General features: G+C 68.2%; 21 protein-coding genes and 1 tRNA gene. 17 read left to right on the top strand and 5 right to left on the bottom strand.

What is annotated here, in order from left to right; all coding sequences use genetic code 11:
- The first annotated feature begins 37 nt into the window (after positions 1-37).
- Positions 38-430: a hypothetical protein gene (locus tag BN1186_RS13285; RefSeq protein WP_139651110.1), complete on the top strand. Its 393-nt coding sequence runs from the start codon at positions 38-40 to the stop codon at positions 428-430.
- Positions 431-467: 37 nt separating this feature from the next.
- Here BN1186_RS13285 and galK read toward each other — a convergent pair whose 3' ends face one another.
- From galK to BN1186_RS13260, 5 genes are all read right to left on the bottom strand, one after another.
- Entirely contained in the window at positions 468-1,616 is a 1,149-nt protein-coding gene (gene galK, locus BN1186_RS13280; RefSeq protein WP_040284473.1) for a galactokinase, read from the bottom strand.
- Positions 1,616-1,795: a DUF6104 family protein gene (locus BN1186_RS13275; RefSeq protein ID WP_040284472.1), complete on the bottom strand. Its 180-nt coding sequence runs from the start codon at positions 1,793-1,795 to the stop codon at positions 1,616-1,618. The genes galK and BN1186_RS13275 overlap by 1 nt, the downstream gene beginning before the upstream one ends.
- Before the next feature lie 33 nt (positions 1,796-1,828).
- Positions 1,829-5,650 (bottom strand): multifunctional oxoglutarate decarboxylase/oxoglutarate dehydrogenase thiamine pyrophosphate-binding subunit/dihydrolipoyllysine-residue succinyltransferase subunit, encoded by a 3,822-nt coding sequence (locus tag BN1186_RS13270; protein WP_040284471.1) that lies wholly within the window; start codon positions 5,648-5,650, stop codon positions 1,829-1,831.
- A gap of 106 nt (positions 5,651-5,756) precedes the next feature.
- Entirely contained in the window at positions 5,757-7,025 is a 1,269-nt protein-coding gene (locus BN1186_RS13265) for a glycosyltransferase 87 family protein (RefSeq protein WP_040284470.1), read from the bottom strand.
- A gap of 24 nt (positions 7,026-7,049) precedes the next feature.
- Positions 7,050-7,121, bottom strand: a tRNA-Arg gene (locus tag BN1186_RS13260).
- A 96-nt stretch (positions 7,122-7,217) separates the two neighbouring features.
- Here BN1186_RS13260 and BN1186_RS13255 point away from each other — a divergent pair.
- From BN1186_RS13255 to BN1186_RS13180, 16 genes are all read left to right on the top strand, one after another.
- Positions 7,218-7,721, top strand: coding sequence for a hypothetical protein (locus BN1186_RS13255; RefSeq protein ID WP_052460164.1), 504 nt, complete (start codon positions 7,218-7,220; stop codon positions 7,719-7,721).
- A 29-nt stretch (positions 7,722-7,750) separates the two neighbouring features.
- Positions 7,751-9,154: a diaminopimelate decarboxylase gene (gene lysA / locus BN1186_RS13250; RefSeq protein ID WP_040284469.1), complete on the top strand. Its 1,404-nt coding sequence runs from the start codon at positions 7,751-7,753 to the stop codon at positions 9,152-9,154.
- Positions 9,151-10,455 carry a homoserine dehydrogenase gene (locus BN1186_RS13245; protein ID WP_040284468.1) on the top strand — a complete coding sequence of 435 codons (1,305 nt, stop codon included), beginning with the start codon at positions 9,151-9,153 and terminating at the stop codon, positions 10,453-10,455. Before lysA ends, BN1186_RS13245 begins: the two co-directional genes overlap by 4 nt.
- Position 10,456: 1 nt before the next feature.
- Positions 10,457-11,341: a homoserine kinase gene (gene thrB / locus BN1186_RS13240; protein WP_040284467.1), complete on the top strand. Its 885-nt coding sequence runs from the start codon at positions 10,457-10,459 to the stop codon at positions 11,339-11,341.
- Positions 11,342-11,545: 204 nt separating this feature from the next.
- Positions 11,546-13,336: a transcription termination factor Rho gene (gene rho / locus BN1186_RS13235; RefSeq protein WP_040284466.1), complete on the top strand. Its 1,791-nt coding sequence runs from the start codon at positions 11,546-11,548 to the stop codon at positions 13,334-13,336.
- A gap of 557 nt (positions 13,337-13,893) precedes the next feature.
- Complete coding sequence (gene rpmE / locus BN1186_RS13230) at positions 13,894-14,094, top strand: 50S ribosomal protein L31 (protein ID WP_040284465.1); 201 nt, start codon at positions 13,894-13,896, stop codon at positions 14,092-14,094.
- A gap of 87 nt (positions 14,095-14,181) precedes the next feature.
- On the top strand, positions 14,182-15,249 hold the full coding sequence (gene prfA, locus BN1186_RS13225; RefSeq protein ID WP_040284464.1) for a peptide chain release factor 1: 1,068 nt from the start codon (positions 14,182-14,184) through the stop codon (positions 15,247-15,249).
- Positions 15,246-16,103, top strand: a complete 858-nt coding sequence (gene prmC / locus BN1186_RS13220; RefSeq protein WP_040284463.1) for a peptide chain release factor N(5)-glutamine methyltransferase — start codon at positions 15,246-15,248, stop codon at positions 16,101-16,103. Before prfA ends, prmC begins: the two co-directional genes overlap by 4 nt.
- Positions 16,100-16,852, top strand: coding sequence for an L-threonylcarbamoyladenylate synthase (locus BN1186_RS13215; RefSeq protein ID WP_074437042.1), 753 nt, complete (start codon positions 16,100-16,102; stop codon positions 16,850-16,852). Before prmC ends, BN1186_RS13215 begins: the two co-directional genes overlap by 4 nt.
- Positions 16,852-18,000 (top strand): MraY family glycosyltransferase, encoded by a 1,149-nt coding sequence (locus tag BN1186_RS13210; protein ID WP_040284462.1) that lies wholly within the window; start codon positions 16,852-16,854, stop codon positions 17,998-18,000. Before BN1186_RS13215 ends, BN1186_RS13210 begins: the two co-directional genes overlap by 1 nt.
- On the top strand, positions 17,993-18,457 hold the full coding sequence (locus BN1186_RS13205; RefSeq protein ID WP_040284461.1) for a hypothetical protein: 465 nt from the start codon (positions 17,993-17,995) through the stop codon (positions 18,455-18,457). Before BN1186_RS13210 ends, BN1186_RS13205 begins: the two co-directional genes overlap by 8 nt.
- A 72-nt stretch (positions 18,458-18,529) precedes the next feature.
- Positions 18,530-18,760: a hypothetical protein gene (locus BN1186_RS13200; RefSeq protein ID WP_040284460.1), complete on the top strand. Its 231-nt coding sequence runs from the start codon at positions 18,530-18,532 to the stop codon at positions 18,758-18,760.
- On the top strand, positions 18,757-19,557 hold the full coding sequence (atpB, locus tag BN1186_RS13195; protein ID WP_082031424.1) for a F0F1 ATP synthase subunit A: 801 nt from the start codon (positions 18,757-18,759) through the stop codon (positions 19,555-19,557). The genes BN1186_RS13200 and atpB overlap by 4 nt, the downstream gene beginning before the upstream one ends.
- 54 nt (positions 19,558-19,611) lie before the next feature.
- Positions 19,612-19,836, top strand: a complete 225-nt coding sequence (atpE, locus tag BN1186_RS13190) for an ATP synthase F0 subunit C (RefSeq protein ID WP_040284459.1) — start codon at positions 19,612-19,614, stop codon at positions 19,834-19,836.
- 17 nt (positions 19,837-19,853) lie between these two features.
- A complete protein-coding gene (locus BN1186_RS13185) occupies positions 19,854-20,384 on the top strand; it encodes a F0F1 ATP synthase subunit B (protein WP_040284889.1) in 531 nt (176 codons plus the stop codon).
- Positions 20,381-21,178: a F0F1 ATP synthase subunit delta gene (locus BN1186_RS13180; protein ID WP_040284458.1), complete on the top strand. Its 798-nt coding sequence runs from the start codon at positions 20,381-20,383 to the stop codon at positions 21,176-21,178. Before BN1186_RS13185 ends, BN1186_RS13180 begins: the two co-directional genes overlap by 4 nt.
- The last annotated feature ends 3 nt before the right edge of the window (positions 21,179-21,181 follow it).

Below are 21,181 nucleotides of genomic sequence, written 5' to 3'. Positions count from 1 at the left end.
GTTGCCCGATTCGTGTCTCCTCAGGCAGGCTGAGGCGGTGAATGCTGTGCTGCGCCGCCCGCTCCTGGCCATCCCGGTGATCCTCACCGCGCTGACGGGCCTGGGCGTCCTCGGCGTCGCCGTCGGCACGGTGCTGGCCAACAGCAGATTGTTCGGCATCGGCGTGGCAGGAATGTTGGTCCTCTACGGGCTCAGCCTGATTGCGTTCGCCTGGTTCACCGCCAAGGGGCAGGGCTGGGCGCTGGGCCTGATCGTCGCCTCGGCGCTGCTGCACCTGATGGTGGTCTACAGCCTCCTCACCTCCGACGACCGCGCGCAGTTCGTCGGCACCCTCATCGTGGCGCCGTTCATCCTCGTGACCGCCGTCACCGCCATCCTGGCGGTGGGGCGGCACGAACTGGGGAAGGTCGGGCGGGGCGGAAGGGCTTAGCGACCGAGCCGCGACGCTCAGGGACGGCTGGCGACGCTCAGGGACCAGCGAGGCGCCCGGCGCCGGCGGCGGGCGTGGCGGTGAACCACTCCGGGGCGCCGAAGCCGGCGTCCTTGAACGCTGCGGCGATCGACTGGCCGATCCGGTCCGCGTCGCCGGCCTTCGCGAGCGCGATGATGCAGCCCCCGAATCCTCCGCCGGTCATGCGGGCGCCCAGGGCGCCCTCCTTCTTCGCCGTCTCGACGGCCAGGTCGACGGTGGGCACGGTGATCTCGTAGTCGTCGCGCATCGAGGCGTGCGAGGCGTCGAGCAGGGGAGCTAGCTCGGAAAGGTCCGAGGTGCGGGCCAGTTCGAAGGCCATGAGTACCCGCTCGTTCTCCGTGACGACGTGGCGCACGCGCTTGACCATCGTCTCGTCCTCGAGCCGAGCCAGGGCCTCGTCGAGGTCGGTGACGTCCCGCAGTGCCGGGATGCCCAGGATCTCGGCTGCGGCCTCGCAGGTGGCGCGGCGGGTGCCGTACTCGCCGTCGACGTGGCTGTGCGGGGTCTTGGTGTCGAGCACCAGCATCTCGTAGCCCTGATCGGCCATCGGCAGCGGGACGTGCTCGGTCTCCAGCGTGCGGCAGTCCAGGAACAGCCCGTTGTCCACCTCGCACAGCGTGCTGGCCGCCTGGTCGAGGAGCCCGGTGGGGGCGCCGACGTAGGCGTTCTCCGCGACCCTGGCGAGCTTGGCCCGGTCGATGGGCGCGATGTCCAGACCGTACAGGTCCGCCAGCGTCGCGACGGTGGCGCACTCGATGGCGGCGGAGCTGGAGAGCCCCGCCCCCAGCGGCACATCGGAGGTCATCACGAGGTTCGCGCCGCCGACGGCGTGGCCGGCCTCCCGCAGCGCCCAGGCCACGCCGGCGAGGTAGGAGTGCCAGCCCTCGGTGCCGGGCTTCAGGTCGGCGAGGGGGATGCGCACCTCCTCGTCGAGTTCCAGCGAGACGATCACCAGGGCGTCGTCGTCGCGTTGCCCGCCGGCGATGACGGCCTTCTTCTCGAGCGCGAAGGGCAGCACGAAGCCGTCGTTGTAATCGGTGTGTTCACCGATGAGGTTGACGCGGCCCGGGGCGGACCACAGCCCCTCGGGCTCGGCTCCCACCACGCTGCGGTAGCGGGCCTTGAGAGCGTCGAGATCCAGCATCAGTCCTCCTCATCATCGTCGAGGCGGGCCAGCCAGGAGGCCAGCCGTTCGACGGGGGTTTCGAATTCGGGATTGAGGTCGACGAAGGTGCGCAGTTGTTCGGCGAGCCACTCGAAGGAGATCTCCTCGTGGCCCCGCCGATCAACCAGCTCTTCGAGTCCGCGGTCGGTGAAGTACATGCCCGACAGCTTAGACCGCGGGCGGTGTGGGCCTCAGCCCAGCGCCGCCTTGAGCAGTTCGTCCTCCTGGTCCTTGTGGACCGCCATGGACCCGACCGACGGAGCCGACGACCACGGGCGCGTGATGGGCTGCATGTTCAGCTCGAACTCGGGGAACTTCTCCTTGACCGCCCCGGGCAGGTGCTGGGCCATGAACGGCCAGGCTCCCTGGTTCTCCGGCTCGTCCTGCACGAAGCGCACGTCGGTGACGTGGGCGTACCTGCGCAGGATCTCCACCAACTCGTCGGTGGGAAGCGGGTAGAGCCGCTCCAGCGAGATGATGGCGGTCCTGCCGTCGTGGCCCATCTTCTCGCGGCGGGCCACCAGGTCCCAGCGGACCTTGCCCGAGCACAGGACGATGCGCTCCACCTTGGACGGGTCCTCGATGGTGGGATCGTCCAGGGCCGGGTTCCACTTGCCGGAGGTGAACTCCTCCGGCGTGGAGGTGGCCAACTTGTTGCGCAGCATCGACTTGGGCGTGGCGATCACGACGGGGCGGTGCCAGTTGACGTAGGCGTGTTGGCGCAGGAGGTGGAAGTGGTTGGCGGGCGTGGACGGCTGGCACACGGCCAGCGCACCCTCAGCGCACAGCTGCAGCCACCGCTCGATGCGTGCCGACGAGTGGTCCGGCCCCTGGCCCTCGTAGCCGTGGGGCAGCAGCAGGCACACGCCCGACTTCTGGCCCCACTTGGCGTTGCCGGCGGCGACGAACTCATCCGAGATGATCTGGGCGCCGTTGACGAAGTCGCCGAACTGCGCCTCCCAGAGCACCAGCGCATCCGGACGGGCCACGGAATAGCCGTACTCGAAGCCGAGCGCGGCGTACTCGCTGAGTAGCGAGTCCCACACCTCGAACGTCGCCTGGTCCTCCGTGAGGTGCTTCAGCGGCACCCATGCCTCGTTGGTCACGCGGTCGACGATGGCGGCGAAGCGCTGCGAGAACGTGCCGCGGCGCGAGTCCTGACCGGCGAGACGCACGGGGCGTCCCTCGATGAGGAGCGAGCCGAAGGCGATGATCTCGGCGGTGGCCCAGTCGATGGGGCCGTTCATGATCGCCTCGGCGCGGCGCTCGAGCTGCGGCTGCACCTTCGGGTGCACCTTGAAACCCTCCGGGAACTGCGTGTGCACGTTCGCAATGGTCTGCAGCATCTCCGCGGTGATCTCCGTGAGCCGCGTCTCCGGCTTGGTGGGGTAGTACGGCACCTTGCGGTACTCGTCGTCCGCCGCATCTTTGGACTCGCGCACCTCGCGGAACACGTTCTCCAAGCGGGCGCGGAAGCGGTTCATCACGTCTTCGGCGTCGGCCAGAGAGATGTCGCCACGGCCGATCAACGACTCGGTGTACAGACGACGGGTCGAGCGCTTCTGCTCGATGAGGTCATACATGTTGGGCTGCGTGAAGCTCGGGTCGTCGCCCTCGTTGTGGCCGCGCCGGCGGTAGCAGACGAGGTCGATCACGACGTCCTTGTGGAACGTCTGGCGGTACTCGAACGCGATGCGGGCCGCGCGGATGCACGAATCCGGATCGTCGCCGTTGACGTGCAGCACGGGCGCGGAGATGGCCTTGGCCACATCCGTGCAGTACGTGGAGGAACGCGACTCCGTGGGGGCGGTGGTGAAGCCCACCTGGTTGTTGACCACCACGTGGATGGTGCCGCCGGTCTTGTAGCCGCGCAGTTGCGACATCTGCATGGTCTCGAAGACCACGCCCTGGCCGGAGAACGACGCGTCGCCGTGCAGCGTCAGCGGCAGGACGGGGTAGTCCCCGGCGCCCAGTACGTCCTGCTTGGCGCGCGCGATGCCCTGCAGCACGGGGTTGACCGTTTCGAGGTGCGACGGGTTCGCGGCCACCGAGGCCTTCACCGTGGCGCCGTTGGCCGCGACGAACGTGCCCTCCGCACCCAGGTGGTACTTCACGTCGCCGGTGCCGGTGCGGTCCACCTGGCCGTCGAACTCCTTGAAGATCTGCGCGTACTTCTTGCCGACGATGTTGGCCAGCACGTTGAGGCGCCCGCGGTGCGGCATGCCGATGCACACCTCGTCGACCGAATCATTGGCTGCCTGCTGCGCGATCTCGTCGAGCAGCACGATCAGCGACTCGCCGCCTTCGAGGGAGAAGCGTTTCTGGCCGACGAACTTCGTCTGGAGGAAGGTCTCGAAGATCTCCGCCTCGTTGAGCTTGTCGAGCGCGTGCATGTGCTCTTCGTGTGTCAGCGGCTGGTGCTGCTTCTCCATGCGCTGCTGGAACCACTGGCGCTGCCGCGGATCCGCGATGTGCATGTACTCGACGCCCACCGTGCGGCAGTAGGAATCCTGCAGCGTGGAAAGGATGTCGCGCAGCGGGAGGTAGGTGCGCTCGCGGCCGCCGAAGGTGCCGACGGCGAACTCGCGGTCGAGGTCCCAGATGGACAGGCCGTGCGTCTCGAGGCGCAGGTCCTCGTGGGAGCGCTGACGGTACTCAAGGGGATCCGTGTCCGCCGTGAGGTGGCCGAACGCCCGGTAGGAGTTGATCAGCTCGAGGACGCGGGCGGTCTTGGAGACCTGCGAGTCCCGGTGCGCGGAGATGTCCGGCGCCCACCGCAGCGGCTCGTAGGGGATGCGCAGCGCCTCGTAGATCTCGTCGTAGAAGTTGTCCTCGCCGAGCAGCAGGCCGTGCAGCTTCTTCAGGAACTCGCCGGAGGTGGCGCCCTGGATGACGCGGTGGTCGTAGGTCGAGGTCAGCGTCGTGATCTTCGACACGGCCAGTTCGGTCATCTTCGACTCGCTCATGCCCTGGAACTCGGCCGGGTAGTCGATGTTGCCGACGCCCAGGATCATGCCCTGGCCGGTCATGAGGCGGGGCACCGAATGGTTGGTGCCGATGCCGCCCGGGTTGGTCAGCGACGCGGTGGTGCCGGCGAAGTCTGATACCTGCAGGTCACCGGCGCGGGTCTTCTGCACCACCTGCTCGTAGGCGGACCAGAACTGGAAGAAGTTGAGGGACTCGCAGCCCTTGATGTTGGGCACCAGCAGCTGGCGGGTGTCGCCCTTGCGGATGTCGATGGCGATGCCCAGATTGATCGAGGGGTTCTCGATCAGGTTGGGCTTGCCGTCGATCACGTCGTAGGCGTTGTTCATCTCGGGCATGGCCTTGAGTGCCTGCACCATGGCGTAGCCGATGATGTGGGTGAAGGAGACCTTGCCGCCCTTGGACTGACGCAGGAAGTTGTTGATCAGGCCGCGCTGGTCGATGACGAGCTTCATCGGCACGGAGCGCACAGAGGTGGCGGTGGGCACCGAGAGCGACGTGTCCATGTTCTTGGCGGTGCGCATGGGCGCGCCGCGCAGCACGGTGTACCTGGGCTCCGCGGCCGAGGGCTCAGGGCGCACGCTGGGGCTGGGCGGGTTGGCACTGAGCCCGGCGCCCGTGCCGGGGTTGTGCGGCGCGTTGCGACCCTTGGTCACCTTCTCGACGGTGGGCTTGCTCTCCGCCTTGGCGGCCTTTGCCGCGGTGGTCTGGGTGGCCGGCTTCTCAGGCGCGGAGGTGGCCTTGTCGCGCTGCTTCGCCTCGGGTGAATGGGGACGCTGGGCCTTGGGCTCAGGCTTCGGCTCGGGCTTGGTCTCTGCCTTGGGCTGCGCCTCGGGCTTGGCCGGGGCCTTGTCCGCCGGGGGAGAGGAGGACGTCTTGGCGGCGGCCTGCGCGGGGTTACCCTCCGCGGCGAAGAACTCGCGCCAGGTGGCGTCTACTGACTGCGGGTCTGCGTCATACGCCTCCCGCATCTCGTCGATGAGCCAGGAATTGGCACCGAAAAGGTCATTGGAGTCAGGTGCTGACATGTTCCGTGGCAGAAGCCACTTTCCCCTCTGTTGGTTACGGAGGCCGCAGACGTCCGCGGCTGCAGGAGGAAGCTTACCCAATAATGAGCAACGCTTTTGACCGCTCTCAGGAGGTGGGGCGGCGCCCGGTCCGCCAGGCGAGCACGAGCGCGTGGACCGTCAGCGCCACGAGCATGACGTTGCGCAGCACCAGCACCGAGGTTTCGGGGCCCGAACCCTGGGGGATGGCCATCACGCCGTAGGCGCCCCACGGGTAGGTGAACTGCGTCAGCCCGCCGATGACCACCATCGCCACTGCCATGACAATGATGTGACGCTTCAGCCAACCGCTGCGCTGGATCACCAGCAGCGCGGCCACCGGCCCTCCGATCCACACGATGTACTGCGGAGAGAGCGTCTTGTTCGCCACGACGGTGGCCAGGAGAATCGCGAGCACTGCCAGCAGCATCGCCTCGTGCAGGCGGGAATCCTCGAGTGAGAAGTTACGGATGAGTCGCCAACTGAGCACCACGGCGAGCAGGATCGACGCGGCCGTCAGCGCCGTCGAGACGTTCAGCAGGGCATCGATGCCAGGGCCGGTGACGATTTCCAGGGCGTTGTACTCGGAGATGTCGATGAGCCAGCTCTCGTTGTGTGTGAACGTGCGCAGGAACATCAGCGGGGTGGCGGGTACGGATTCGATCTGCAGGCCGCGTTCACTCTGCCACGTGATCGGGGAGGCCGATCGGGTCCAGCCGTGCGTCAGCAGGGAGGCGGCGGCCAGCCCGAAGCCGGCCACCACGAAACCGATGAGGCGGCTCCGGCCGCCTGTGCGGCGGACGGGGTTTGGCGCCAGCAGAGGTCCGATCAGGAGGGCAGGCCAGAGCTTGATGGCCGCGCCCAGGCCGATGGCGCCGCCCGCGACCTTCGGGAAGCGCATCGCGTCAAGGCAGGCGATGGCCACCAACGCGGCGGGGATGAGGTCGAACCGGTACCAGAGCACGGCCCCCTGCGCGCCGGTGAAAAGGATCCAGAACAGGGCCGCGGCCGCGTTGCGGCGGCGGTACAGCAGTGCCGCCACTAGGAAGTCCAGCAGCACAAAGCACACCACGTAGGTGGTGGTCCACGTCTGCATGCCACCGCCCAGCCAGTAGATGAACTGCATGATCCACACCGCCGGCACGGGGTATTCCAGCATGATGCCCGTCTCGCCCATCTCCAACTTGTTGAGGAAGAAGGCGTAATAGCCCACGTCGTTGGCGATGAAGGCGACCGATTCCAACTGCAGCGACAGCGCGATGAGGTAGCGGGTCACGGCGAAGACGATGATGAGACCAACCGGCACCGCGACGTCTCTGGGGGTGAGGCTGCCAGCGGCCCGTGCGAGCTTGGTCACTGTGCCTCCCAGAGAGATGGACGGCGCCCCCGCGAGGATTCGAACCTCGGCTCCCGCCTCCGGAGGGCGGTGCTCTATCCCCTGAGCTACGGGGGCCGGTCACTTTGTAGGCGACCGTGAAAGGTTAGCACCTCTCGACCGGTGCAGAAACCAACCGCCCTCCCGTGGCGTCGACGCGGCTATGGTGGCCGGGTGCATCGGTTGCTGGTTGTCCTCGTCACGGTCCTGCTGCTCGTCGGCTGCGTGTCGCGCCCCGAGCCCGCCCCTCCGGTGCAGCGCGACACCCCTCCGCCGTGGGATGCGCCGCGCGACGCCATCTCCTACATCCAGGCCACGGGCCTCCCCGAACTCTCGCTGGGCGACGACTCGGATCCCTGGATCCTCGACCTCGCGGTGAGCGTCGACGGCGAGGCCGTCGAGGTGCCCGCGTTCATCGGGATCGACCGCCCGCGAGCCATCCAGGCGCCGGTGCACACCCATGACCCGGGCGGGGAGGTGTGGTTGGAGGGCCAGGGCAACCGCGAATCCACGCTCGGCCACCTGTTCGAGTTGTGGGGGGTGCGCTTCGCCGACGGCTGCCTCGGCGCGGCCTGCGGCTCCCTCACGGTGCGGGTCGACGGCGAGGTCGTCGACGGCGATCCGGCCGAGGTGCTGCTCCGCGAGGCCAAGCTGGTAGAGGTGGACGCGGTTAGCTGAGGGCCGGGCGCTCTGGCAGGCTTGGGCGCATGACCCACATGCACATCGCCGGCTCGATCCATGCGGATGCCGTGCAGGGCGGCCCGCAGTGGCTCACAGTGCCCGATGACCTCAACGAACTCGACCTCGCGCTGTGGCCCCGCGGCACCCACCGCGACGAGCAGGGCCGCATCGTCGTCGCGGGCGTGCCCCTGACCGAGGCGGCCGAGGAGCACGGCACCCCCGTCTACGTGATCGACGAGGAGGACTTCCGCTCCAGGGCGCGCGACTTCCTGCAGGCCTTCCCCGGCTGGTCCATCTACTACGCGGGCAAGGCGCTGCTGACCCGGCGCGTGGCCCGGTGGGCAGCCGAAGAGGGCCTCAACCTGGATGTCACCACCATGGGGGAGATGCGCATCGCGCTGGCCGGCGGCATGCCCGCCGAGCGGCTCGGCTTCCACGGCAACAACAAGTCCGAGGCCGAGATCGCCTTCGCGTTGGAGCAGGGCGTGGGGCGCATCATTGTGGACTCCTTCGATGAGATCAACCGCCTGGAACGCGCCTGCGAGGAGGGCGGCCACACCGCCAACGTGCTGGTGCGCGTCACCACCGGCGTCGAGGCGCACACGCATGAGTACATCGCCACCGCGCACGAGGATCAGAAGTTCGGGTTGAGCATCATGGGCGGGATGGCGCTGACGGCGCTGGTGCGCTGCCAGTCCTCGAAGTACCTCGAACTGCGCGGCATCCACTCCCACATCGGCTCCCAGATCTTCGACACCCACGGCTTCGAGGTGGCCATCCGCCGCACCATGAAGCTGGCCTCGCAGTTCCGCACCGCCACAGGCGTCGAGCTGCCGGAGATGGATCTGGGCGGCGGCTTCGGCATCGCCTACACCTCGGCGGACAGCCCCACGGCCACCACTCAGATCGCAGCCTCCTTCGAGGAGATGATCGAGCACGAGTGCCGGGCGTTCGGCATCGCCCGCCCACACCTGAGCATCGAGCCCGGCCGCGCCATCTGCGGCCCCTCCGGGGTGGCCGTCTACGAGGTGGGCACCGTCAAGATCGTCGAGTTGGAGGGCGGGCGCTCCCGCACCTACGTCAGCGTCGACGGCGGCATGAGCGACAACATCCGCCCGGCCCTCTATGCGGCGGAGTACTCGGGCGCCATCGCCAACCGCACCTCAGGCGCGGAGCCGGTGCTGTGCCGCGTCGTCGGCAAGCACTGCGAGGGCGGCGACATCCTGATCCGCGACGTGTTCCTGCCCGGTGACGTGCGCATCGGCGACCTCATCGCCGTGCCAGGTTCGGGCGCCTACGCGCGCAGCATGGCCAATAACTACAATCAGATTCCGAAGCCCCCCGTCGTCAGCGCGAAGGACGGTGTCACCGACGTGATGCTCCGCCGCGAGACCCTGGACGACCTCATGAGATTGGATGTGGGTAAGTGAGCAAGCCGCTCAAGGTTGTGCTGCTGGGAGCCGGCGTCGTCGGCAGCCAGGTGGCACGCATCATCCTCAACGAGGGCGACACGCTCGAGCAGCGCATCGGCCGTCGCCTGGAACTGGTCGGCATCGGCGTGCGCCGCATGGACGCGGACCGCCCCGGCATCGATCCGGCGCTGCTGACGACAGATCTAGAGTCTCTCGTGGCGCGCGACGACCTCGACATCGTCATCGAACTGATCGGCGGCCTCGAACCGGCCAGGGGGCTGGTGCGCACCGCACTCAGCAAGGGCGCCTCCGTCATCTCCGCCAACAAGGCGCTGCTCGCCGAGGACCTGGGCGAGCTGTCGCGCCTGGCGCAGGAGAACGGGGCGGACCTCTACTACGAGGCCGCGGTGGCCGGCGCGATCCCGATCATCCGCCCGCTGCGCGAGTCCCTCGTGGGCGACGACATCACCGAGGTGATGGGCATCGTCAACGGCACCACCAACTTCATCCTCGACAAGATGGTCACAGACGACGTCAGCTTCGACGAAGCCCTCGCCGAGGCACAGGACCTGGGCTACGCGGAGGCGGACCCCACCGCCGATGTGGAGGGCCACGACGCCGCGGCCAAGGCCGCCATCCTGGCCGGGCTCGCGTTCCACACCGAAGTCAAGGGCGGCGAGGTCTTCACACAGGGCATCACGGGCGTGACCGAGAGCGACATCGCGGCCGCAGAGTCGCTCGACTGCACCGTCAAGCTGCTCGCCGTGGCGAAGCTCACCGCTGATGACCGCATCATCGTCAAGGTGCATCCGGCCATGGTGGCCAACAAGCACCCGCTGGCCTCCGTGCGAGGCGCCTACAATGCGATCTTCGTCAACTCCCGCGAGGCGGGCGAGTTGATGTTCCTCGGTGCCGGCGCCGGTGGCAACCCCACCGCGAGCGCCGTCATGGGCGACGTGGTCACCGTGGCCCGCAACCGCCGTCGCGGCACCGCGGGGCATGTGGGTTCCGGGTACACCCGCCGCCAGGTGGCGCCCATCGGCGAATCGCTGGCCCAGTTCTACCTCAGCTTCGAGGTGGAGGACCGCCCCGGCGTGCTGGCGCGCTGCGCCGCGCTGTTCGGCGACCACGGCGTGTCGCTGCGTGTGGTCCAGCAGGCCTACCTGGAGGACGAGGAACACGAGGAGGGCTTCCCCGCCCGCCTCGGCGTGATGACGCACGAGACGCGCGAATCCTCGCTCGAGGCGGTCGTCGCCGAGTTGTCGGCCGCGGATTTCGTGGGCTCCGAGGTTCGCGTCATGCGGGTTGAGGGCTTCTGAGGTGCCTCGGCGCCTGACCGTCCGGGTGCCCGCCACGACGGCGAACCTGGGCTCCGGCTTCGACTGCGTGGGCATGGCATTCGACTGGTTCGACGAACTGACGCTCGACGTGCTCGACGAACCGGGTCTCGAGATCGCAGTCACGGGGGAGGGCGCCCACCAGGTGCCCACCGACGAGCGGCACCTCGTCGTGCGTTCGATCAGCCGCGGATTGCAGGAATGGGGCGGCGACGCGCCCGGCCTGCGTCTGAGCGCGCACAACACCATCCCGCACTCGAGGGGGCTGGGCTCGTCGGCCTCCGCGATCGTGGCCGGCCTGACGCTGGCGTGGGGCATCGCCCACCCCGGTGAGCCCATCGACCGCCCGGCCATCACCCGCCTCGCCCACGAGGCGGAGGGGCACCCTGACAATGCCGGGGCCGCCGTCTGGGGTGGCGCGATCCTCGCGTGGGCCAGGGCGGGGAAGGTCTCGCTGGTGCAGCTCCCCCTGGCGGACAGCTTCCGGGCCGTGGCCTACGTACCAGCCACCGAATCGAAGACCGACGACGCCCGCGCGGTGCTGCCCGATACCGTCTCGCGCGCAGACGCGGTGTCGCAGGCCATCGCGGCGGCCGTCCTGCCGTTGGCGCTGACGAAGCGTCCAGATCTGCTGTTCGACGCCACTGCCGACCTGCTGCACCAGCAGTACCGGGCGCCCATGATGGCCGCCAGCTATGACCTCATGCTGCGGCTGCGCGAGGCTGGGATCCCGGCTGCCATCTCCGGGGCCGGCCCCACGGTGATCGCCGTGGGCCTCGACGAGCAGTTGGCCGGCATCGACGCCGTCGACACCCCCGGATTCGCTGTGCGGCACCTCCGCCCGGCCGGGGGAGTCGAACTGCGCTGAACCGAAACGTTGGTATCTGTGCCCATTTCTTGCTAGCCTGATGAGTGGCTCACCGAAGAAGGCGCTGTCGCGGGTGTTGGATGCCGCAGTTTCAGCCGCTGAGTGGGTCCCATCATTTTGACGCCGTCGGCGCATTGACCATTACTGCGCGCCCGGCTCTTTGGAAGGAAACTCGTTTTGAGCGAATCCGTTGACCTGTCCAGCATGAAGTTGGTCGAACTCAAGCAAGTCGCGACCGGGCTGGGCATCAAGGGCACCTCTGGCATGCGCAAGGCAGACCTCGTCTCCGCGATCCAGAATCAGGGTGGCAATCGCCCCGCCCGCCAGCGCACCGAGCGCACCGAACGTCCCGCCCAGGCTGAGCTGCCCGCTGACGCGCAGCCGCCGGCCGAGGAGCGCACCCGGGGGCGTCGTCGCCAGAAGGACGACGACAACTCCCAGCAGCAGACCGATCAGCAGCAGGGCAACCAGCAGAGCGATCAGCAGCAGAACAACCAGCACAACCAGAACAACGGTCAGCAGCAGGCCGAGGGCGGCCGCAACCGCCGTCGTCGCGGCCGCGACCGTGACCGCCAGCCCAACCCCGAGGTCGTCGAGGAGGTGGGCGAACTGCTGGAGGCCGCCATGGGCGGTGGCCAGGGCGGCCAGCGCGAGCAGGGCAACCAGCAGCCTGAGCAGAACAACGGCGGCCAGTCGCGCTCGGTGACCATCGATCCCAGCAGCTACGACGACGACCAGGGCGGTTCGCGCCGCAGCCGTCGCCGTCGCAACCGTGACCGGAACCAGCGTCGCCAGGGCGGCGGGGGCCGCGGCGGCCAGGGCATGGGCAACATGGAGGCCGAGCCCACCGTCTCCGAGGACGACGTGCTGGCCAACATCTCCGGCATCGTCGACATCCGCGACAACTACGCCTTCGTCCGCACCACCGGCTACCTCCCCGGCCCTGCGGACGCCTACCTCTCCATGTCCACCGTGCGTCGCTACGGGCTGCGTCGCGGCGACGTGATCACCGGCGCTGTCCGTGTGGCGCGGGAGAACGAGCGCAAGGAGAAGTTCCAGCCGCTGGTGCGCCTCGACACGGTCAACGGCGCTGATCCGGAGCAGGCCAAGGGCCGTCCCGAGTTCCAGAAGCTGACCCCGCTGTACCCGCAGGAGCGGCTGCGCCTCGAGACGGTGCAGGCCAACCTCACCGGTCGCATCATCGACATGGTCTCGCCCATCGGCAAGGGCCAGCGAGGCCTCATCGTCTCGCCGCCCAAGGCCGGTAAGACGATGATCATGCAGGCCATCGCCAACGCGATCGCCGCCAACAACCCCGAGGTGCACCTGATGGTCGTCCTCGTCGATGAGCGTCCCGAGGAAGTCACGGATTTCCAGCGCACGGTCTCCGGCGAGGTCATCGCCTCCACGTTCGACCGCCCGGCTGAGGATCACACGATGATCTCCGAGCTGGCCATCGAGCGCGCCAAGCGTCTCGTCGAGCTGGGCCACGACGTCGTCGTACTGCTCGACGGCATCACCCGCCTAGGTCGCGCCTACAACCTGGCTGCCCCCGCGTCGGGCCGCATCCTCTCCGGCGGCGTCGACTCCGCAGCGCTGTACCCGCCGAAGAAGTTCTTCGGCGCGGCCCGCAACATCGAGGACGGCGGCTCGCTGACCATCCTGGCCACCGCGCTCATCGAGACCGGCTCCAAGATGGACGAGGTCATCTTCGAGGAGTTCAAGGGCACCGGCAACATGGAGCTGCGTCTGCGCCGCGAGCTGGCGGACAAGCGCATCTTCCCGGCGATCGACGTGGACGCGTCGGGCACCCGCCGCGAGGAACTGCTGCTCAAGCGCGACGAGCTGGGCATCATCTGGAAGCTCCGCCGCGCCCTGTCCGGCCTCGACGACCAGTCGGCGCTCGAGACTCTGAAGGGTCGCATGAGCAAGACCGAGAGCAATCACGACTTCCTGCTGAGCGTGCTCAAGACCACGCCCGCACAGGACGGTTAGTCGCATGGCGCGTGTCGCGTCGGACCGTCACCGCCGGTGCCGCCTGAGCGGTGCCGGCGGTGGCGGGTGTGGGAGCAGCACCACAGAGTGACCGCCTTCTGCGGGGCCGGCGAAGGCCCCCATCCTGCTGAGCGTGCTCAAGACCACGCCCGCACAGGACGGTTAGTCGCATGGCGCGTGTCGCGTCGGACCGTCACCGCCGGTGCCGCCTGAGCGGTGCCGGCGGTGGCGGTTGTGGGAGCAGCACCACAGAGTGACCGCCTTCTGCGTGGCCGGCGAAGGCTCCCATCAGAGACAGCGGCGACCACCGGTGGCATCAGGCGTCAGATTGGCTGCGGGTGCCCTTCGCTTCGACCTGTCCTGCGCTTCGCGCTGGGACAGGCTCAGCACAAGCGTCGTCGCGCAGGGCGACGCTCAGGGACCAGGCTCGGGGTGGCGCCTCGCGGGCAGCGGCTCATGGTTTGGGGATGGTGGGGCGCGCGTGCCATAATGTCTCGTTGTGCCGGTTCACGCCGCCTCCAGGCGACCCGGTCGAAACCAACATCTAGGAGACCATCATGAAGCAGGGAATCCACCCTGATTACGTCGAGGCCACGGTGACCTGCACCTGCGGCAACACGTACACCACCCGCAGCACCACCGCCACGCTGAACGCTGACGTGTGCGCCGAGTGCCACCCGTTCTACACCGGCAAGCAGAAGATTCTTGACTCCGGTGGCCGCGTCGCCCGCTTCGAGAAGCGTTACGCCAAGAAGTAGCCACCGCAACGAACGCCGTGCTCTGGGTTTCCACCCGGACCGGCGTTCGTTTCTTTTTGCCCGCTGACACCCACCAGGAGCCCCGGCATGTTCGAGAACGCGCAGCCGCTGATCGATGAATTCCGCGACCTCGAGAAGCAGCTCGCTGATCCAGAGCTGCACGCCGACATGGGGCGCTCCCGCAGGGTGGGGCGTCGCTACGCGGCGCTGCGGCCCATCGTCGAGGGAATCGACGAGTTCCGCCGCCTCACCGGTGACCGGGAGGCGGCCGCGGAGTTGGCAGCCGACGATTCGTCGTTCGCCGACGAGGTGGCCGATCTCGACACCCAGCTGGAGGCGGCCACGGAGAAGCTCACCCGGCTGCTCGCGCCGCGGGACCCCAACGATGATGCCGACGCGCTCTTGGAGATCAAGTCCGGCGAGGGCGGCGACGAGTCCGCGCTGTTCGCGGGGGACCTGCTGCGCATGTACACCCGCTACGCGGAGGAGCTGGGCTGGAAGATCGAGATCCTCGACGCGCAGGACACGGATCTGGGCGGCTACAAGTCCGTCACCGCCGCCGTCAAGGGCGGCACCAACCACGAGTTCGGCCCGTATGGCCGGCTGAAGTTCGAGGGCGGCGTGCACCGCGTGCAGCGTGTGCCGGTCACCGAGTCGCAGGGCCGCATCCACACCTCCGCCGCGGGCGTGCTCGTGATGCCGGACGTGGAGGCCGACGAGGTGGAGATCAACGACGAGGATCTGCGCATCGACGTCTACCGCGCTTCCGGGCCGGGCGGCCAGGGGGTCAACACCACGGATTCGGCGGTGCGCATCACGCACGTGCCCACGGGCACGGTGGTCAGTTGCCAGAACGAGCGTTCGCAACTGCAGAACCGCGAATCCGCGATGCGGATGCTGCGTGCCCGCCTCATCCAGGTAGCCGAGGCGGAGGCGGCCGCTGCTGCCTCAGATGCGCGCAAGTCCCAGGTGCGCACCGTCGACCGCTCGGAACGCATCCGCACCTACAACTTCCCGGAGAACCGGATCACGGATCACCGCATCGGCTACAAGGCCCACAACCTCGACGCCGTGCTGGAGGGGGCGCTCACCCCGCTGCTCGACGCGCTGGCCGAGCAGGACCTGGCCGAACGCCTCTCCGAGGTAGGCGGGTGAGGGCGCAGGACGTCGCCCACGAGGTCGCCGAACGGCTCAGCAGGGCAGGGTCGCCCAGCCCCGGCCCAGAGGCCCGCATTCTCGTGGCGCACGCCCTGGGCATCGAGCCCTCCCAACTGTTGATTTCTCGTGTGTCGAAGCGCCAACGCCCTGTCATCGACGCCCTCGCGGAGCGTCGGGCGGAGGGGGTGCCGCTCCAACACCTCACGGGCGAGGCCTACTTCCGCCACGAGACGCTCAAAGTGGGTCCCGGTGTGTTCATCCCGCGCCCCGAGACTGAGGAGATGGTGGGCTGGGCGCTGGACCGCCTCGCGGAGCGCCCGTCGGATAGGCGGCGCGTCGTCGAGCTGTGTGCGGGATCCGGCGCCATCACGGCCGCGCTGGCCCGCGAGCTGGGCCACATCGAGCTGCACGCGGTGGAGCTGTCACCCGAGGCTCATGCCTACCTGGCACGCAACCTCGAGGGCCTCGGCGTCGACATCCTGCTGGGCGACATGGCTGAGGCCTTCCACGAACTCGACGGCACCGTCGACCTGGTGATCGCCAACCCGCCCTACATCCCGGAGGCACACCGGCAGATCCTGCCCGACGACGTGTTGCAGGATCCGGAGATCGCGCTGTTCTCCGGTCCCGATGGGCTCGACGCGCTGCGGGTGGTGGCCGAGGTGGGCCGCCGGCTCCTACGCCCCGGTGGGCTGCTGGCCACCGAGCACGACGACTCCCACGCTCCTGCGGTGGTGGAACTCTTTGAGACGGCAGGCTTCGCGGAGGTGGCCTCCCGCAACGACCTGACCGGGCGCCCACGGTTCGTCACCGCGACCCGGCCGCCCGTTAGTGGCAGGATTGGGCTGTGACCGAAACCGCCCGCGTCTTCAACCTCAGGTACGACGGCGACAGCGCCCTCAACGAGGCTGCCGCAGCCGTCCGCGACGGCCAGTGCATCGTGCTGCCCACCGACACCGTCTACGGCATCGGCGCCGATGCGTTCAACCGCGACGCGGTGCAGCGCCTGCTCGACGCCAAGGAGCGCGGCCGCGACATGCCACCCCCGGTGCTGGTCGCAGAGCCGTCGATGCTACGCGCCGTCGCCGACGAAGTGCCGGAGGCCGCAGCCGACCTGGCGAAGGCGTTCTGGCCCGGGGCGCTGACGCTCATCCTGCGCGCCCAGCCGAGGGCCGGGATGGAGCTGGGGGACACAGGCGGCACCGTGGCGGTGCGTGTCCCGGATCATGAAGGCGCCCGCTCCCTCCTCCGCCGCACCGGCCCCCTCGCAGTCAGCTCAGCCAACGTGCACGGCCAGCCCGCCGCCGTGAGCGCCCGGGAGGCGAAGGAGCAGCTGGGCGACAGGGTCGCGGTCTATCTCGACGCCGGGCCCGCCGCCGGGGGAGTCGCCTCCACCATTGTCGACTTCGCCACCTTCCCCGGGGGCCGCGTCGTGCGTGAGGGCGCGCTGAGCATGGCGCAACTCCGGGAGGTGGCCCCTGACGTGATGGACCTGCCGGTGGCCGACGCCCAGCCGGAACCCGCTCTCGGCCATGAGGTCGGGCCGGTCACCGAGCTGGCACCCGCCCCTGAGACGCCCGCCGACGAGAACGGGCAGTAGTGCGCGAATACCTCCTCGTGCTGTTCATCGCGGCCGGCGCCACCTACCTCCTGTCGGGGTTGTGCCGGCGGATCGCGGTTGCCACGGGAGCGCTCGCCACGGTGCGTAACCGTGACGTGCATACCTATCCCATCCCGTACTTCGGGGGGATCGCGATGTTCGGGGGGCTGGCCATCGCGCTGCTTGTGGCGGTGCAGATGCCGTTCCTGGGCCGCTACACCACCGTCGAACACGACACCTGGGCGGTGCTCTGGGCTGGCCTGGTCATCTGCGTGGTGGGCGTCCTCGACGACAAGTACGACATGCCGGCGCTCGTGAAGCTCGGCGGCCAGGTGATGGCGGCCGGCGTCGCGGTGATGTCGGGCGTGCGCATCTTCTGGATCCCGCTGCCCAACCGCATCGTCAGCCTCGACGAGACCACCAGCATCATGATCACGGTGCTGATCATCGCCTTGTGCGTCAACGCGGTGAACTTCGTCGACGGCCTGGACGGCCTGGCAGGTGGCATCGTGGCCATCGGTTCGGGTGCGTTCTTCAGCTACACCTACTTCCTGGCCTACGAGCAGGAGCTCACCAGGGCCACGACGGCCAGCCTCATCACCGTGGCCACCTGCGGCATCGCGGTGGGCTTCCTGTTCCACAACTGGCACCCCGCCAAGATGTTCATGGGGGATTCCGGCGCCATGCTGCTGGGGTTCCTCATGGCGATGAGCGCCGTCTCGTTCACCGGGCGGTGGGACCCGAGCGCGCTGTCCGGCAGCGGCAGCGACGCCTTCCCGGCCCTGCTGCCGATCCTGCTGCCGGTCGCGGCCCTCGCACTCCCGCTGCTCGACCTCATGCTGGCATGGGTGCGGCGCGCGTGGAACGGGCAGAACCCGTTCCAGGCCGACAAGCAGCACCTTCATCACCGGCTCCTTGCCCGCGGCCATTCGCACTGGGGAGCGGTGCTGCTGATGTACGGCTGGGCCGCCGTCGTCTCCGTGGGCCTGGTGGTCATCGCGTTGACGAGCCGCTCCACCGGCGTGTGGCTGGTGGCCGGCGGCCTGCTCACCGTGCTGGCGCTGACGGTGTGGCCGGTGCGCTCCGCACCCAGCTTCATCGGAGGCCGCGAGGCCGAGGTCGTCGACCAGAAGCCGCTCGATGTCTGAGCCGCGCAAGGCACGCACCGTCACCGCGGCCACCAGGCGGGCCAAGGAGATGATGGTCGGCGGCCTCATCGGCGGCCACGTCGTGGGCCTGACGATCATCGGACTGGCCCTGGGCCTCGGCGGGGGAGGGGCCGCGCTGACCGCCGCGCTGGGCTTTGCCGCGGTGGTGATCTTCTACTCGATCGGCCAGGCCATCGAGGTGGTGGCCTCGGAGTTGGAACCCTTCCAGGGCATGGGGCTGGTCATGATCAGCTACGGCGTGCGGGTGGTCGGCATCGCGGCCGGTCTGTGGGCGCTGCTGGGCCTGCCTTCCGTCGCGCCGCACGTGTCGAAGGGCTGGCTGCTGCTGAGCGTCGCCGGCACCGTGCTGGCCTGGGTGATCGGCGTGGTGTTCGTCGCTTCGCGACAGCATGTCCCCGTCTACGACCGCGAGTATGAGCCGCCGCCGACGGGCTGAGGGCCCCGGTTTTCGGGACGCCTTCTCGCCGATGTGAAACACGGTCCGGTTTCCGCTAGGCTCACTCCCGACATGGGCACCACACCTACGCCATCCAACGGAGCAGAGCGTTCTGCCCCCACGGGGCGCGAAGACGGTATGGCTGTTCTCGCCTACATCCTCGCAGGGATCATTTTCTACGGGGGCCTGGGGTGGGTAGGTGACCATTTCCTGAACACCAACTGGCTGCTGCCAGTGGGGCTCATCCTGGGCCTTCTCAGCAGCTTGTATCTGATCATCAAGCGATACGGGAGCGGTACGTGACTCTGGGCCTTCTTCCGCTGGAGACCGGCGGCGATTACACCCCTCCTGGTACCAAGGACTTCCTCTGGTACTCCCTGTGGCCGGGCGTGCTGCCCGACTGGGTGAACAAGCCGCTGGCGCAGGCCGTCATCGGTGCGCTGCTCGTGATCATCCTGTGGGTGATCGCCTCACGCAAGCTGAAGGTCAAGCCCTCCAAGGGCCAGTTCTTCGCCGAGTACATGTACGAGTTCGTGCGCAACGGCATCGCCCGCGACATCCTCCACGCGGATTTCCGCAAGTACCTGCCGTACCTGCTGGGCCTGTTCAGCTTCCTGCTGGTCAACAACTGGTTCGGCCAGTTCTTCCTCTTCATGTACCCGGCCTTCTCGAATGTCGGATTCGCCTACGGCCTGGCCGTCCTCTCCTGGTTCGTCTACGTGGGCGCCGGCTTCGCGAAGTGGGGCTTCAGAGGCTTCCTCAAGAAGTCGCTCATTCCCGAGGGCGTGCCGGGGTACCTGCTGCCGCTGGTGATCCCGCTGGAGTTCCTCGCGACGTTCATCACGCGGCCCATCACGCTGGCGCTGCGTCTGTTCGCCAACCTGTTCGCCGGCCACCTCGTGGTCATGGTCTTCGCCATCGGAGGCGGCTGGCTGCTGAGCCAGCAGGACAACCTGTTCTACAACATCTCCGGCGGCGTCTCGATCCTGTTCAGCATCATCATCATGCTGCTGGAACTGTTCATCGGCGCCCTGCAGGCCTACATCTTCACCGTTCTCACCGCCCAGTACGTGTCGACCTCGATCGCCGAGGCGCACTAAGCCCCAACAGACTGTCTAGGTCGACCGCCTAGGTAGCCATCCGAAAGGAAAACAATGGAACTCCTCGAAATCAGCATCAGCGGCAACATCAACATGATCGGCTACGCGATCGCGACGATCGCGCCGGCCCTCGGTGTTGCCTGGATCTTCGCGTCGGTGATCAACGGCACCGCGCGTCAGCCTGAGGCCCGTGGCGCCATGATGAGCACCGCGTTCATCGGCTTCGCCGTGGTTGAGGCCCTGGCCATCATCGCCATCGCCCTCGCGTTCGTTCTCTGAGGCCCCCTGTGGTCCCCTTGGAAGGGGCGCAGGACCTCCTCGGACCCCTTGCGCCCCACTACTGGTCAGAGGTCATCGCCGGTGTCCTCCTGATGCTGGTGATCTTCTTCATCATGTGGAAGGTCGTCGTACCGGCCTTCGAGAAGATGTATGAAGAGCGCTCCAGCCGGATCGAAGGCGGCATGCAGCGTGCCGCGGAAGCTGAGGCCAAGGCCGAGGCTGCGCTCGCTGAGTACAACGATCAGCTCAACGCTGCCCGTGAAGAAGCCGCCCGCATCCGTGAGGACGCCAAGAATCAGTCGGCGACGATCCTCGCTGAGGCCCGCGACAAGGCCACGAAGGAATCCCAGCGGATTCTGGAATCGGGCCGTGCGCAGCTCGAGGCGGAGCGCTCCCAGCTGGTGCACGATCTGCGCGGTGAGGTCGGCGGCATGGCCACCACCCTCGCGGGCAAGATCGTCGGCGAATCACTGTCGGACGACGAGCGCGCCATGCGCACCATCGATCGCTTCCTCGCTGAGCTCGAGACGGCAGGCGCAGACCGATGACGGCCCGCGACGCTGCATACGCTGCGCTCGACACCACGGTGGACGGCATCGCCACAGATGCCACCATCGCGGACGAGTTGTTCGCCGTCGTCGATGTGCTCGACGGTCAGCCGACGCTGCGTCGAAGCCTCTCGGATCCGTCCGCCTCGGACGCCAACCGGGCACAGCTCGCCGAGCGTCTGTTCGGCGGCAAGATCTCGCCCGCGGCTCTGGCCGTCCTGTCCGCGGTGGTGCAGACCCCGTGGCGCAGCGGCAACCGCCTGGTCACCGGCCTTGAGCGGCAGGGCATCCGCCTCGCGCTCAAGAGCGCGCAGCGCGACGGTCGGATCGACGAGGTCAATGAGGAGCTGTACCAGCTGGCCAGCACGGTTGACCATGACCGCGCACTGGCAGGTGCCCTGCGTGACGGCAAGTACCCGGTCGACGGCAAGCGGGCACTGGTTGCCCGCCTGATCTCCGGCAAGGTCCACCCGGTCACCGCGTCGCTCGCATCGCGCGCCGTGAAGGCCCGCCGGCGCACGTTCGCCCTCACGGCGAAGTCGTATGCGGAGATGGGCGCGGAGATCGCGGGCGAGAAGATCGCCCTGGTCACCGTCGCGCGTCCGCTCGACGAGGCACGCCTCACCCGCCTGAAGTCCGCTCTGGAGAAGCAGGTGGGCGGTCCCGTCAGCCTGCAGATCGAGGTCGACCCCGCCGTGCTGGGAGGCATGAGCGTGGTCATCGGCGATGACGTAATCGAATCAACAGTTGCTGCGCGGCTCGAAGATGCTCGCCGGCAGCTCACCCACCTCTGAACC

Source organism: Tessaracoccus massiliensis, from assembly GCF_000826065.2.
Taxonomy (GTDB): domain Bacteria; phylum Actinomycetota; class Actinomycetes; order Propionibacteriales; family Propionibacteriaceae; genus Arachnia; species Arachnia massiliensis_A.
Note: the sequence above shows the minus strand (reverse complement) of the source record. Positions and strands in the feature narration are given on the sequence as shown.

Bases quoted from the DNA above. Each gene is read 5' to 3' on its own strand.
- BN1186_RS13275 (WP_040284472.1), bottom strand. From the start codon at position 1,795: ATGTACTTCACCGACCGCGGACTCGAAGAGCTGGTTGATCGGCGGGGC.
- rho (WP_040284466.1), top strand. From the start codon at position 11,546: ATGAAGTTGGTCGAACTCAAGCAAGTCGCGACCGGGCTGGGCATCAAG.
- galK (WP_040284473.1), bottom strand. From the start codon at position 1,616: ATGCTGGATCTCGACGCTCTCAAGGCCCGCTACCGCAGCGTGGTGGGA.
- BN1186_RS13205 (WP_040284461.1), top strand. From the start codon at position 17,993: ATGTCTGAGCCGCGCAAGGCACGCACCGTCACCGCGGCCACCAGGCGG.
- atpE (WP_040284459.1), top strand. From the start codon at position 19,612: ATGGAACTCCTCGAAATCAGCATCAGCGGCAACATCAACATGATCGGC.
- BN1186_RS13200 (WP_040284460.1), top strand. From the start codon at position 18,530: ATGGGCACCACACCTACGCCATCCAACGGAGCAGAGCGTTCTGCCCCC.
- BN1186_RS13270 (WP_040284471.1), bottom strand. From the start codon at position 5,650: ATGTCAGCACCTGACTCCAATGACCTTTTCGGTGCCAATTCCTGGCTC.
- lysA (WP_040284469.1), top strand. From the start codon at position 7,751: ATGACCCACATGCACATCGCCGGCTCGATCCATGCGGATGCCGTGCAG.
- BN1186_RS13180 (WP_040284458.1), top strand. From the start codon at position 20,381: ATGACGGCCCGCGACGCTGCATACGCTGCGCTCGACACCACGGTGGAC.
- rpmE (WP_040284465.1), top strand. From the start codon at position 13,894: ATGAAGCAGGGAATCCACCCTGATTACGTCGAGGCCACGGTGACCTGC.
- prfA (WP_040284464.1), top strand. From the start codon at position 14,182: ATGTTCGAGAACGCGCAGCCGCTGATCGATGAATTCCGCGACCTCGAG.